Annotated in this window: 12 protein-coding genes; 8 read left to right on the forward strand and 4 right to left on the reverse strand. The window is 66.7% G+C overall.

The window, feature by feature from the left end:
- The first annotated feature begins 34 nt into the window (after positions 1-34).
- The 3 genes from AC5LXK_RS30735 to AC5LXK_RS30745 all read left to right on the forward strand — a co-directional run bounded on the left by AC5LXK_RS30735 (position 35) and on the right by AC5LXK_RS30745 (position 2,578).
- Entirely contained in the window at positions 35-424 is a 390-nt protein-coding gene (locus AC5LXK_RS30735) for a fucose-binding lectin II (RefSeq protein WP_493392401.1), read from the forward strand.
- Positions 425-506: 82 nt separating this feature from the next.
- Positions 507-968 carry a hypothetical protein gene (locus AC5LXK_RS30740; protein WP_493392402.1) on the forward strand — a complete coding sequence of 154 codons (462 nt, stop codon included), beginning with the start codon at positions 507-509 and terminating at the stop codon, positions 966-968.
- A gap of 404 nt (positions 969-1,372) precedes the next feature.
- Positions 1,373-2,578 (forward strand): NAD(P)/FAD-dependent oxidoreductase, encoded by a 1,206-nt coding sequence (locus AC5LXK_RS30745; RefSeq protein WP_493392403.1) that lies wholly within the window; start codon positions 1,373-1,375, stop codon positions 2,576-2,578.
- 75 nt (positions 2,579-2,653) lie between these two features.
- On the opposite strand, the gene AC5LXK_RS30750 is transcribed toward AC5LXK_RS30745, so the two are convergent.
- Positions 2,654-3,175, reverse strand: coding sequence for an RrF2 family transcriptional regulator (locus AC5LXK_RS30750; protein WP_493392404.1), 522 nt, complete (start codon positions 3,173-3,175; stop codon positions 2,654-2,656).
- Between the two features lie 169 nt (positions 3,176-3,344).
- Here AC5LXK_RS30750 and AC5LXK_RS30755 point away from each other — a divergent pair, with 169 nt between their 5' ends.
- Complete coding sequence (locus tag AC5LXK_RS30755; protein ID WP_493392405.1) at positions 3,345-4,184, forward strand: AraC family transcriptional regulator; 840 nt, start codon at positions 3,345-3,347, stop codon at positions 4,182-4,184.
- Positions 4,185-4,206: 22 nt separating this feature from the next.
- Here AC5LXK_RS30755 and AC5LXK_RS30760 read toward each other — a convergent pair whose 3' ends face one another.
- Positions 4,207-5,580 carry a M23 family metallopeptidase gene (locus AC5LXK_RS30760; protein ID WP_493392406.1) on the reverse strand — a complete coding sequence of 458 codons (1,374 nt, stop codon included), beginning with the start codon at positions 5,578-5,580 and terminating at the stop codon, positions 4,207-4,209.
- 281 nt (positions 5,581-5,861) lie between these two features.
- Between AC5LXK_RS30760 and AC5LXK_RS30765 the strand changes: the two genes are divergently transcribed.
- Entirely contained in the window at positions 5,862-6,731 is an 870-nt protein-coding gene (locus AC5LXK_RS30765) for a mechanosensitive ion channel family protein (RefSeq protein ID WP_493392407.1), read from the forward strand.
- A 226-nt stretch (positions 6,732-6,957) separates the two neighbouring features.
- Here the strand turns inward: AC5LXK_RS30765 and AC5LXK_RS30770 are convergent, their stop codons facing one another.
- Positions 6,958-8,100: a branched-chain amino acid ABC transporter substrate-binding protein gene (locus tag AC5LXK_RS30770; RefSeq protein WP_493392409.1), complete on the reverse strand. Its 1,143-nt coding sequence runs from the start codon at positions 8,098-8,100 to the stop codon at positions 6,958-6,960.
- Between the two features lie 71 nt (positions 8,101-8,171).
- On the reverse strand, positions 8,172-9,209 hold the full coding sequence (locus AC5LXK_RS30775; RefSeq protein ID WP_493392410.1) for a histone deacetylase family protein: 1,038 nt from the start codon (positions 9,207-9,209) through the stop codon (positions 8,172-8,174).
- A gap of 128 nt (positions 9,210-9,337) precedes the next feature.
- Between AC5LXK_RS30775 and AC5LXK_RS30780 the strand changes: the two genes are divergently transcribed.
- The 3 genes from AC5LXK_RS30780 to mqo all read left to right on the forward strand — a co-directional run bounded on the left by AC5LXK_RS30780 (position 9,338) and on the right by mqo (position 12,401).
- Positions 9,338-9,826, forward strand: coding sequence for an Lrp/AsnC family transcriptional regulator (locus tag AC5LXK_RS30780; protein WP_493392412.1), 489 nt, complete (start codon positions 9,338-9,340; stop codon positions 9,824-9,826).
- Between the two features lie 69 nt (positions 9,827-9,895).
- Positions 9,896-10,207: a hypothetical protein gene (locus AC5LXK_RS30785; protein ID WP_493392413.1), complete on the forward strand. Its 312-nt coding sequence runs from the start codon at positions 9,896-9,898 to the stop codon at positions 10,205-10,207.
- Positions 10,208-10,757: 550 nt separating this feature from the next.
- Positions 10,758-12,401: a malate dehydrogenase (quinone) gene (gene mqo, locus AC5LXK_RS30790; RefSeq protein WP_493392415.1), complete on the forward strand. Its 1,644-nt coding sequence runs from the start codon at positions 10,758-10,760 to the stop codon at positions 12,399-12,401.
- The last annotated feature ends 216 nt before the right edge of the window (positions 12,402-12,617 follow it).

A 12,617-nucleotide genomic window follows, 5' to 3' on the forward strand; every position in this document is an offset into this window, starting at 1 on the left:
CCCAGCCCTATCCGACACTCCTCAGGAGGCACGCATGGCCGACTCTCAAACGTCTTCCAACCGCGCTGGCGAGTTTTCGATTCCGCCGAATATCGATTTCCGCGCGATTTTCTTCGCGAACGCGGCCGAGCAACAGCACATCAAGCTGTTCATCGGCGACAGCAAGGAACCCGCCGCGTATCACAAGCTGACGACGCGCGACGGCACACGCGAAGCCACGCTGAATTCCGGCAACGGCAAGATCCGCTTCGAAGTGTCGGTGAACGGCAAGCCGTCGGCCACCGACGCGCGCCTCGCGCCGATCAACGGCAAGAAGTCGGACGGCTCGCCGTACACGGTCAACTTCGGGATCGTCGTGTCGGAAGACGGCCATGACAGCGATTACAACGACGGCATCGTCGTGCTCCAGTGGCCGATCGGCTGATCACGCGGCAGTCAACGGGGAAGCAATCGCCGGGTGTCGATTCACCCGGCGATCGCCAGGAAATGGATCGGGCGAGGAAACCATGCCAGCAGGCAAGGCAATCATGAAATGGGTCGGTCGTCGCAGCGACACCCGACACCTGTTGAAACCGCTGCCGACCGACATCGTGCAGACCCTGTCGCTGGCCCATCATCTGGCGCTGGAGTCGGTAACGTCGGGCGGCGGCAACCTCGATCAGGTCGGCTATCTGGTCCGCGTCGTCTACCTGACGTTCTTCCTGCGCGAGACGGCGTCGGTCGACACGAACGTCACGCCTTACCGGTACGCGGAACGCGCGCTTCATGCGTGTGTCGCACGCGTCGACCGGGGCGCCTCCTGCCGGCTGGTCGATCAAGAACCGGAAGCAGTCAGCCGCATCCTGCTGATTCACGATCAGCAACTGGCGGCCACCACCGGGCACCTGTATCTGACCGCCCGGGAACGCCTGCGTCATCACGTCGCCAACGGCAGGCGCTCGCCGATCGCGCTCGCGGCAGGACGCTGAGTACCGTCGGCGAAAGCCGGCGACCATGAAACCGGACGCCGGATCACGACGCCGACTCGTTCCGCTCGCGCCTCATCATCGCTTCACGCTACGACGCAGCAACGGTCGCCCGTTCAACGACGGCGACATCGTTACGGCGCGGGCGACGGATCCGCATCAGGCCAAGCCGATCCTTCGCCAGTCGCGCAGAAATACGCCGCGAGCATGCCCGCAGACCGGCTCCGGACCGGGTTCGCAGCGCACTTCCCACCGGGTCACTCCCTGATTTTTCGCCGGGTCATCCTGCACACAGGACTTGCGCTCCATAACTACGACTCATAGAATCGTAGTTATGGAGCGCATCGATGCGGGAGGCAACGTCGGTGTTCTGCCAACCTCGTGCATCAATCAACCGGAGTGGAACAGTGGCACAGCGAATTCTTGTTATCGGAGCCGGCTTCGCCGGCATGTGGAGCGCCCTGAGCGCAGCGCGCCTGCTGGACGAGCAGGGCCGGACCGACGTGGAGATCACCGTGGTGGCGCCCGATGCGCACCTGCACGTGCGTCCGCGCCTCTATGAAGAAGGCCCGGCGAATTTTCGTGCGCCGCTCGGCGAGATCTTCGACGCAGTGGGCGTGACGTTCGTCCAGGGCACGGTCGAGCATATCGACGTCGCACGCCAGGCCGCCGACGTGCTGCGCACCGACGGGCAAACGTCGACGCTCGACTACGACCGCCTCGTGCTGGCGACCGGCAGCCGCCTGTTCCGCCCGGCGATTCCGGGCCTCGCCGAGCACACGTTCAGCGTCGATCAGACCGACGAAGCCGTCGAACTCGAAGCGCATATCCGCGATCTGGCGAAGCAGCCGGCTTCCGCTGCGCGCAATACCGTCGTGGTGGCCGGCGGCGGATTCACGGGCATCGAGACGGCAGCGGAAATGCCGGCCCGCCTGCGCGCCGCGCTCGGCGCGCAAACCGACGTGCGCGTCGTGATCGTCGAGCGCAACGACGCGATCGGCCCCGACCTGGGCGCGGGCCCGCGGCCCGTCATCGAGGAAGCGCTGCGCTCGCTCGGCGTGACGTGGAAGCTCGGCGCCGGCGTCGCGTCGGTCGATGCGGCCGGCATCACGACGGCCGACGGCGAACGGATCGAATCGCACACCGTGATCTGGACGGCCGGCCTGCGTGCAAGCACGCTGACCGAACAGATTCCGGGCCGCCGCGACGCGACGGGCCGCCTGCACGTCGACCGCAACCTCGCGGTCGACGGCGTGCCGGGCGTCTACGCAACGGGCGACGTCGCGTATGCGGCGACCGACGACGAAGGCAACCACACGATGATGTCGTGCCAGCACGCGATGAACCTCGGCCGTTCGGCCGGGCACAACGTGGCAGCCGATCTGCTCGGTCTGGAACGGATTCCGTACAGCCAGCCGAAATATGTGACGTGCCTGGACCTCGGCCCGTGGGGCGCCGTCTATACGGAAGGCTGGGAGCGTGAAGTCAAACTGAAGGGAGCCGAAGCGAAGCAGCTCAAGCACCGGATCAACTCGGAGTGGATCTATCCGCCGCGCGCGGATCGCGCGGAAGCGCTGGCCGCCGCGAATCCGTTGCGGATCGTCGTGGCCTGATCGGCGCGCGTGTGCCGGTGATACGCGGGGTGCAATATACGCATCCCGCGTATTGTCGTTCCATGCGAACGCGAATCAGCGCTCAGCGCCGCGGCTTGCCGCGCGATCGGCAAACCAGCCGACCACCTTCGGGCCGTAACCGGCCGGCGCCTTCGACCACGCGCGTTCGGCGAGATCGGCGACCGACTGCTTCTTCAGCTCCTCGCGCATCGCCTGTTCGGCCGCCTGCATCACCGCATGAATCGAACAGGTGCCGCGCGTCGCCCATGCCGGTGCGTCGCCCTCGAACACCGCGCACTGGCTGCGGACCTCGCGGCAGTCGAACAACCGCTTGTCGCCGTCGATCGCTTCGACGACATCCTGCACGGAGATGTCGCGTGCCGGCTTCGCCAGCGTGAAGCCGCCGCGAATGCCTTCGCTGGACACGACGATCCCGGCCTTCGCGAGACGCGTGAACAGCTTGGCCGCGTAGTCGACGGACACGCCCTGCATCTCGGCCAGATCGCGCACGCTTGCGTCGCGCACGCCCGTGGAAGTGTCGGCAAGGTAGAGCAGGCAATGCAGGCCATACTCGACACCGGTGCTGATGAACGACATGCTATTACGACTCGGAGTATCGGAGTTGTGAGCGTAGCGCAGGTCGGCGGCAAAGTCACTCGCCGCGCTGCACCGTTTATCCGCTCCCTTTTTTCTGCGCGCGCAAGAACGATCAAATGCCCCGTCCGCCGATATCCTATAGTCCGCCCGACACCCTCATTGGCACGCTATGAACCCGGTTGGACAAGCACTCTGGTTTATCGAAACCAAACTGGACAGGGAACTGACGCTCGACAGGATTTCCACGAACTGCGACATGTCGCGCTTCGGCTTCTCGCGCCTGTTCTCGATGAACACCGGCTGGCCGGTGATGCGCTATGTCCGCTCGAGACGGCTCACGCGCGCGGCGCATGCACTGGCCCAAGGCGCGCCGGACATCCTGCAGGTGGCGCTCGATGCCGGCTATGGCTCCCATGAGGCGTTCACGCGCGCCTTCCGCGATCTCTTCGGCATCACGCCGGAAGACCTGCGGGCACGGCGTACTCTCGACGGGTTGTCTCTTGTGGAGCCGCTACGCATGAAGGAACTGAAGATCATCGACGTCACGCCGTCACGTTTCGAAACCACCGGAAAGCGGCTGATCGCGGGCATGAGCGACCGCTATACGTTCGAAACCAACGAAGGGATTCCGGCGTTGTGGCAAACGTTCACCCCATACATCGGTACCCTTCCCGGCCAGGTCGGCGACGCGACCTACGGCGTGTGCTGCAACCCCGATGCCGATGGCAGCTTCGAATACATCGCGGGCGTGGAAGTCACGAGCCGTGACCGGCTGCCCGCGCCGTTTCGCTGGGTCGAGCTGGCGCCGCAACGGTATGCGGTCTTCGAACACGTGGGGCACATCTCGACACTGCACCAGACCTTCTACAGCATCTGGAACGGCTGGCTGCCGACGTCGGGGCTCAAGGCGGCGGATGCGCCCGAGTTCGAGCGCTACAGCGGCGACTACGATCCGGTGACGGGCGCCGGGGTGCTGGAAATCTGGTTGCCGGTGGAACAGGTTGCTTGAGTAGCCCGCATTTCGTTCGCGGTTAGCCGGCTCGCGATGTGCCGGACTTCGACATCGCGACCGGTTGCACCAACGTGGCCGACGCCAGCTGCGTGCGTGCGTCACGGGCCACACGATTGAACGCCACGCGCTGCGCGCCCTTCAGCTTCGCCGCGTTGGCGGCGTGCACCAGCCCGATCGGATCGACCAGGCGAGCCTGCCTGCGCACCTCGAAATGCAGATGCGGCCCGGTGGCCGTCCCGGTGCTGCCGACCGCGCCGATACGCTGACCGCGCACGACCCGCGTGCCGGTACGCAGCGCCGGCTCGAACGCCGACAGGTGCGCGTAGTACGACGCATAGCCGCCGTCATGACGAATCACCACGTATTTGCCGTAGCCGCGCGGCTCGGTGCCGATGAACGTCACGACGCCGCGCTCCGACGCATGAACGGCGCGGCCCGCCGGCGCCGCGAGATCGACGCCCGAATGCACGTGACGCGCGCCGCTCACCGGATGCACGCGCGCGCCGAACGGCGAGCTGATGCGCGTCGCGGCGACCGGCATCGCAAACCGCGAGCCGGCGAGCGGGATGCCGTCGCGGTCGTAGTAGGCACCCGGCGCACCCGCCTGCGGTGCAAACCACACACCCGTGACGTGCTGCCCGCGAAAGCGGATGTCGATTGCCGTCACGCGCATGCGGCCCGGCCGCGCTGCGCTTTCGTCGGGTGCATAGGCCACGCGGAAGGTATCGCCCGCCGCGCCGCGCTGTTTCGGATCGATACGCCCGGCCAGCACGCGGACGACTTGCGCCGCCACGCCCGCTGGCAGATCGGCACGCGCCAGCGACGCATGCAGGCTGCCGGCAATCGCACCGGCGCGCGTGCCGCGATCCGGCTGCACGAGCGTGAACGGCTCGGCGGATGCCAGGTCGACCGCGCTTCGCGCGAACGCCGGCGGTGCGCCAAGCGCAGGCAATGCCGATGCCAGGCCGTAATCGAACCGCAGCGCGTAGCCACGCTCGACCGCCCCGCGCGCCGTATCGCACAGCACGCGATACGCGACGCATGCGCCGAAGCGCGCAACGGGATCATCCCGGTCGGTGCCGATCGGCACGTTCAACGCATGCGATGCGTAGGCAACGTCGAGCGGCGCTGCCGACGATGCGTGCAAGCCGCCCCACGTCGTGCGTGCGGCGTTGAAAAAAGGCACGTCGGCAAGGTCTGCCGTTTCCGCCGTCACGGGTGCGAGCGACACAGCATCGGGAGACGCCTGCGCTGCCGCGCCCTGAGCGCCGGCCACGCAAGCTGCCGCGACGACACCGCGCAGCCAGGCGCGGCACATCGGGAAACGGTGAGCGCCATATGGCGCGGGTTGACCTTGCTCGCGTGCGACACGGAAACGCAGGTCTAACCGCATGACGTCGTCACTCGCTGTTCAATGCAATGAAAAATCGGGAAGGAACCGGGTATCACGGAGGTCGATCATCGCGATCCGGCAACATGAAGACGAGTGTATCGGCGCGCTCGAAACGGCTGAATAGGACCAATCCTATTTTTTGTAATCGCCGCTTAGTACCAGTATTAAATCGGCGCACGCCCATGCCAGGCATTCGCGCGAACCACCATGCGCCGTGTACAGTCGAACGCTGCCGGCGCGCGACGCGCCGCGCACGCTGCCTTCAACTCCGGAATCCCGCCATGTTTCTCGATCACCTTCACCCGGAACGCTGGACGTTCCTGTGGAACGCGTTGTCCACCCTCTCCCTCAAGCTGTGCGGCGCGTTGGCGCTGCTCGTCGCCGGCTGGTGGCTGTCGAAACGCATCGGCAACTGGCTGAACCGGCTGCTCTCGAACAAGGAGCGCGTCGACGACACGCTGCGGCCGATCCTCTGCGACGTCGCGGTATGGGGCATCCGCATCGTCGCGATCGTCGGCGCGCTGTCGCAGCTCGGTATTGAAACCGCGAGCCTCATCGCGGTGCTCGGCGCGGCCGGCCTCGCGATCGGGCTCGCGCTGCAGGGCACGATGCAGAACATCGCGGCCGGCATCATGCTTCTGCTGCTGCGGCCGTTCAAGGTGGGCGACTACATCGACGGCGGCACGGGCGTCGCGGGCACCGTCGACGAAGTCGGGCTGTTCATGACGCGGCTGACGAAGCCGGACGGCATTTGCGAATACGTGCCGAACAGCGCGCTGTGGGGCAGCTCGATCCGCAACTACACGCGCAACCCGACGCGCCGCCTCGATCTCGAAGTGGAAGTGTCGGTGCATGACGACATCGATCGCGCGCTCGACGCGCTGCGTGCGCTGGCGGCGGCCGATCCCGACGTGCTGCAGGATCCCGCGCCGGACGTGATGGTGATGCGCTTCGACGACAGCACGGCCGTCGCGAACCTGCGCGTGTGGACGCATACCGACAAGTTCTGGGCAATGCGCTGGCGCCTCGCGCGCCAGGTGCGCAAGACGCTCGCCGACGCGAATTGCGCGCTGCCGATCCGCACGCGCGAGCTGCACATCGTGCATGACGCGGCGCGCCGCACCGACGGCGCGCAGGCGCAGCGGATGTAACGGCGACGCCCGACGAACGGGATCGCGCGCGGCGCGCGGATCGACCGTCAATCGCCCGGATCGCTGCACGGCAGCCAGCCGACGTCGCTCATCGTCGAGCGTGCATTCGACTGGCTGCGGCAGCCCCGCCTCGTGCCAGGAGTGGCCGTCCACGACGTGCTCGCCGGTATCGCGGCCCGAGGTCTGCGCCTGCGGTGGATGCGCGATACCGGTTTGCCGCGTTGCGTTACATCTTGACGATATCGAGCAGCGCCTTCTTGCCGCTCTTGTACGTAAACACCGAGATCGCGCCGTGCTTCAGGTCGCCCTGCGGCGTGAAGCTCGTTTCGCCGATCACGCCGCGATAGTCGGTGGCCGGCATCGCGGCCAGCACCTTCGCCGGATCGGTCGAATTCGCGCGCTTCATTGCGTCGACGATGATGTACACGGCGTCGTACGAGAACGGCGCATACACCTGCATCGGCTGGTGATAACGCGCCTCGTAGCGCTTCGCGAACGCCGCGCCGCCCGGCATCTTCTCGAGCGCGATGCCGGCTTCGGAACACACGACGTTGTCCGACGCCGGGCCCGCGAGCTTCGGCAAATCGGTCGAGCACACGCCGTCGCCGGCGAGGATCTTCGCGCGCATGCCGAGCTGGCGCGCCTGCTTCGCGAGCGGGCCGCCCGTTGCGTCCATCCCGCCGTACATGATCGCGTCCGGGTTCTCGCCCTTGATCTTCGTGAGGATCGCGCGGAAGTCGATCGCCTTGTCGTTGGTCGCGTCGCGCGACACGACCTTCATTCCCGCCGATCTGGCGGCCTTCTCGAACTCGGTCGCGAGGCCCTGCCCGTATGCGGTCGAATCGTCGACCACGGCCACCGTCTTGATGCCCATGTTCTTCGCTGCGTACATCGCGAGCGCCGGCCCCTGCTGCGCGTCGGTCGCGACGACGCGGTACGTCGTCTTGAAACCCTGCTGCGTGTACATCGGGTTGGTCGCGGCCTGCGAGATCTGCACGACGCCGCCGTCGCGATACACGCGCGACGCCGGAATCGACGTGCCCGAGTTGTGATGGCCGACGACGCCGACCACCTTGTCGTCGACGAGCCGCTGCGCGACCTGCGTCGCGGTGCGCGGATCGCCTGCGTCGTCCTGCGCGTCGAGCTGCAGCGTGACCTTCTTGCCGCCGATCACGAGCCCCTTCGCATTGATCTCCTCGACCGCGAGCCGCGCGCCGTTCTCGCTGTCCTTGCCGAGGTGCGCGATCGCGCCGGTCAGCGGCGCGACGTGCCCGATGCGCACGATGTCGTCCGCGTGCGCGGGCCCTGCAGACAGCGCGCACGTCAGTGCGGCCGCGGTGGCGAGTGCCGTCTTGTGATGCCGGTTCATGCTTGTCTCCTTCCTTGTCGCACTTCGTTCGTGTTCAGGTCCGTCGTTTTCGTCGAAGTCATGCCGCCCGCTCACGCGCGCCCTTCGAATCCCAGCAATACGTTCACCGCGTTGATGCCGATCTCGTCGACCATGTAGCCGCCTTCCATCACGAACAGCGTCGGCAGGTTCAGGCGCGCGAGCGCTTCGCCGATCCGCAGGTAGTCGGGCGAGCGCAGCTTGAAATGGCTGATCGGGTCGTGCTCGAACGTGTCGACGCCGAGCGACACGACGAGCAGGTCGGGCGCGTGTTTCGCGATCGCCGCAGCAGCCTGGCCGAGCGCCGCCGAGTAGGTGTCCCACTGCGTGCCCTTCGGCAGCGGCAGGTTCAGGTTGAAGCCTTCGCCATCGCCCGCGCCGCGCTCGTCCGCGTAGCCGGAGAAGTACGGGTACGACACCGGCGCCTCGCCGTGCAGCGATGCGAACAGCACGTCCGACCGCGCGTAGAAGATGTCCTGCGTGCCGTTGCCGTGGTGGAAGTCGACGTCGAGTACCGCGACGCGCGCGGCGCCGCTTGCAATGCCGTGCTGCGCCGCGATCGCCGCGTTGTTCAGGTAGCAGTAGCCGCCCATGTACTCGCGGCCCGCGTGGTGGCCGGGCGGGCGGCACAGCGCAAATGCGGCGCGCGCGCCGCCGCCCGACAGCAGGTCGGCGCCGGTGAGCGCCGAGTTCGCGCTCGCGCTCACCGCGTCCCACGTGCCCGCGTTGATCGGCGCGCCGGCATCCATCGCGAAGAAGCCGAGCTTGCCGTCGATGAAGTCGGGCAGCGTCGCCGCGCCCGGCATCGCGCGCACCGGCCACACGAGCGGCAGTGCCTGGCACGTGCGGCCGGTCGCCGTCCATTCGTCCCATGCGCCTGCGAGGAAATCGACGTAACGCCGGCTGTGCGCGCCGGCGTAGCTCGCACGGTCGAACGCACGCGGCGCGATCACGTCGCCGAGGCCGGCTGCGCGGACCTGCGCGAGCACCGTTTCGGCGCGAAGGGGGTTTTCGAACGACTCGGTGATCGCGCCGTCCTTCAGTTCGACGCCGCGATGCAGGTGGTGATCGCTGCTGTAGACCGTGAGCATGGTTGACCGTTGCAGGATGACTGGGGGAAAGGGGTAGCAACAGTCTATTGAGGCCAGCAGGCAATAGCTTTGCTTTTCGCCTCTGCGTTTCGTACAATTTTGAGAAATCTGTCTACGGAACACCGGATATGAGCAAAAATCGCGCTTCAGTTGAACTGGACGGCGTCGACCGCGCGATGCTCCGCCTGCTGCAGGAAGACGGCGCGCTGTCGAACGCGACGCTCGGCGAGAAGCTGTCGCTGAGCGTCACGCCGTGCTGGCGCCGCCGCAAGCGGCTCGAGGACGAGCACGTGATCACCGGCTACCAGGCGAACCTCGACCGGCGCGCACTCGGGATGAACGTGTTCGCGTTCGTGCAGGTCACGTTCAACATGCATTCGGACCAGGATTCGGATCACTTCGAGGAAGTGATGCGGCGTCACGACGAAGTCACGTCGTGCCACAAGATCACCGGCGCGGCCGACTACATCCTGCAGGTCGTCGCAGCCGACCTCGACGCGTACGCGGAATTCGTCGAGCGCGTGCTGAGAAAGCAGGCCGGCGTGTCGTCGATCCAGTCGAGCCTCGCGTTGCGCGAAGTGAAGTTCTCGTCGCGCGTGCCGGTGCCGGCCGCGTGACCGTGCATGTTTTCAAGCGCCCGCATCCGGGCATCCGCTGTCGATCGTCATCCCATGGAGCGCTACCTGATGAAACGTTACCTTCCCTCCGCGTCGCTGGCCGCCGCGATCGCCTGCGCATTCGCATTGAGCGCCTGCGCGGCGCAATCGTCCGCACCGGCCGATACGCCGGCACCGGCGCCGGCCGATACCTCCGCGCAAGCGGCCCCGCCGATGGTCGGCGGCGATCGCGATGCGCACGGCTGCATCGGCTCGGCCGGCTACGCATGGTGCGAGCGGACGCAGCAATGCGAGCGGCCGTGGGAACTCGCGAAAGCGCATGGCTTCGCGAATTCGGCGCAGGTCTATGAACAGTTCTGCCGCAACGGCGGCGCGAAGTGATGTGAAGTGAAGTGATCCGATGTGAACGGGCCGCGGTGCAACGCCGCGACCCGACGCAGTACCGGCGGTGTGCACGACGTGCCCGCCATGCGCATTTCGCCCCGCCGATCCCCGCCGATTTTCCCGCGTCGCACACTGTCATTCCGGAAACCCGGACACGCAAAAAACCCCACGAAAACAGGGGTATTCCGCGTCTGCGACACGTTGTCCGAGTTCGGTTATATTACGCGCCCCTTGCCACCCCGCCCCCGCAAAAACGCGTCGCGCGCGGCCTCTTTCCATGCAGCCTGAAGCGCCGTCCGCTCAGGCTTGCCACGAGGGCCCGGGCGCGTTGCGCACCCTCGCGACGCAGGCGATTGCCTGCCCGCGGGAAGCCGATCCGAAGGTGTCCTGCCGAACGGCTTCGCGTGCGCAAATGCAACGGCGCGCAACGCCGATCCGGAATTCCGGATTCGCGATCCGGATCTCCGGACCCGCGTGCCGGCGCAACGAAAGCGCGCGCCGGGCGGCATGGCAAACCGATGTATCCAAGTTGAAAAAGGGATCTGCTGTGATCAAAACGTTACGGGTAATACTGTCGGCGCTCGCGCTGTGCGTCGCGACATCGTCCGCGCACGCCGCCGACACGAAGAAGGTCGACGTCCTGCTGGTGGGCGGCGGCATCATGAGCTCGACGCTCGGCGTCTGGCTGCACGAGCTCCAGCCGGACTGGTCGATGACGATGGTCGAGCGCCTCGACGGCGTCGCGCTGGAAAGCTCGAACGGCTGGAATAACGCCGGCACCGGCCACTCGGCGCTCGCCGAACTGAACTACACGCCGGAGAAGGCGGACGGCAAGATCGACATCTCGAAGGCGATCGAGATCAACGAGTCGTTCCAGATCTCGCGCCAGTTCTGGGCGTGGCAGGTCAAGCAGGGCGTGCTGAAGAACCCGCATTCGTTCATCAACTCGACGCCGCACATGAGCTTCGTGTGGGGCGACGACAACGTCCGCTTCCTGAAGAAGCGCTACGAAGCGCTGCAGGCGAGCCCGCTGTTCCGCGGGATGCAGTATTCGGAAGACTACGACCAGATCAAGCAGTGGGTCCCGCTGATGATGGAAGGCCGCGACCGCAACCAGAAGGTCGCGGCGACGTGGACGCCGATCGGCACCGACGTGAACTTCGGCGAGATCACGCGCCAGTTCGTCGGCTACCTGAAGACGCAGCCGAACTTCACGCTGTCGCTGTCGAGCGAAGTGCGCGAGATCACGCGCAACGCCGACGGCACGTGGCACGTGTCGTGGGTCAAGCTGCATTCGGATGAACCGCCGCAAGCCGTCGACGCGAAGTTCGTGTTCATCGGCGCGGGCGGCGGTGCGCTGCACCTGCTGCAGGCATCGGGCATCCCCGAAGCGAAGGACTACGGCGCGTTCCCGGTCGGCGGCTCGTTCCTCGTGACCGACAACCCCGACGTCGTGAAGCAGCACCTCGCGAAGGCGTACGGCAAGGCATCGGTCGGCTCGCCGCCGATGTCGGTGCCGCACCTCGACACGCGGATCATCGACGGCAAGAAGATCATCCTGTTCGGGCCGTTCGCGACGTTCTCGACCAAGTTCCTGAAGAACGGCTCGTACTTCGACCTCGCGAAGAGCACCAACCTGCACAACGTCGCGCCGATGATGCGCGTGGGCGTCGACGAATTCCCGCTGGTCCAGTACCTCGCCGGCCAGCTGATGCTGTCCGACGACGACCGCTTCAACGCGCTGAAGGAATACTTCCCGAACGCGAAGAAGGAAGACTGGCGCCTGTGGCAGGCCGGCCAGCGCGTGCAGATCATCAAGCGCGACCCGGTCAAGGGCGGCGTGCTGAAGCTCGGCACCGAGATCGTCGCGTCGCAGGACGGCAGCATCGCGGGCCTGCTCGGCGCATCGCCGGGCGCCTCGACGGCCGCGCCGATCATGCTGAACCTGATGAAGAAGGTGTTCAAGGACAAGGTCGCAACGCCCGAGTGGCAGCAGAAGATCCGCCAGATCGTGCCGAGCTACGGCACGAAGCTGAACGACAGCCCGGCGAAGGTCGTCGAGGAATGGACCTACACGAGCGACGTGCTGCAACTGTCGCCGCCGCCGAAGATCGACCTGACGACGCCGGCGCAGGCCGCCGGCGCGGCCCCGACGCGTCCCGCGAAGGCGTCGGCCGACATGGCGCTGTAACGCATCCGGCCCCGTTTCATCGCACTGCACGGCCGCCCCACGGGGTGGCCGTTTTTCATCTTGGATGCGCATGGCGCGGCGTGCGCCGTACGCCCGGACCCTCGACGATCGTGCCGCGGCCGGGCCGTCCGCCGCCGATAGCCGGCTGCCCGCCCCCCGCTTCCGCTAGAATTGCGGGCACGCGCGACCCCGTCGCCGCCCGATCCATCATCCGCA

The organism is Burkholderia pulmonis, from assembly GCF_984667975.1.

Coding starts and splice junctions, on each gene's coding strand:
- AC5LXK_RS30785 (WP_493392413.1), top strand. CDS start 9,896: ATGAAACGTTACCTTCCCTCCGCGTCGCTGGCCGCCGCGATCGCCTGC.
- AC5LXK_RS30760 (WP_493392406.1), bottom strand. CDS start 5,580: ATGCGGTTAGACCTGCGTTTCCGTGTCGCACGCGAGCAAGGTCAACCC.
- AC5LXK_RS30750 (WP_493392404.1), bottom strand. CDS start 3,175: ATGTCGTTCATCAGCACCGGTGTCGAGTATGGCCTGCATTGCCTGCTC.
- AC5LXK_RS30780 (WP_493392412.1), top strand. CDS start 9,338: ATGAGCAAAAATCGCGCTTCAGTTGAACTGGACGGCGTCGACCGCGCG.
- AC5LXK_RS30775 (WP_493392410.1), bottom strand. CDS start 9,209: ATGCTCACGGTCTACAGCAGCGATCACCACCTGCATCGCGGCGTCGAA.
- AC5LXK_RS30770 (WP_493392409.1), bottom strand. CDS start 8,100: ATGAACCGGCATCACAAGACGGCACTCGCCACCGCGGCCGCACTGACG.
- AC5LXK_RS30735 (WP_493392401.1), top strand. CDS start 35: ATGGCCGACTCTCAAACGTCTTCCAACCGCGCTGGCGAGTTTTCGATT.
- AC5LXK_RS30765 (WP_493392407.1), top strand. CDS start 5,862: ATGTTTCTCGATCACCTTCACCCGGAACGCTGGACGTTCCTGTGGAAC.
- AC5LXK_RS30755 (WP_493392405.1), top strand. CDS start 3,345: ATGAACCCGGTTGGACAAGCACTCTGGTTTATCGAAACCAAACTGGAC.
- AC5LXK_RS30740 (WP_493392402.1), top strand. CDS start 507: ATGCCAGCAGGCAAGGCAATCATGAAATGGGTCGGTCGTCGCAGCGAC.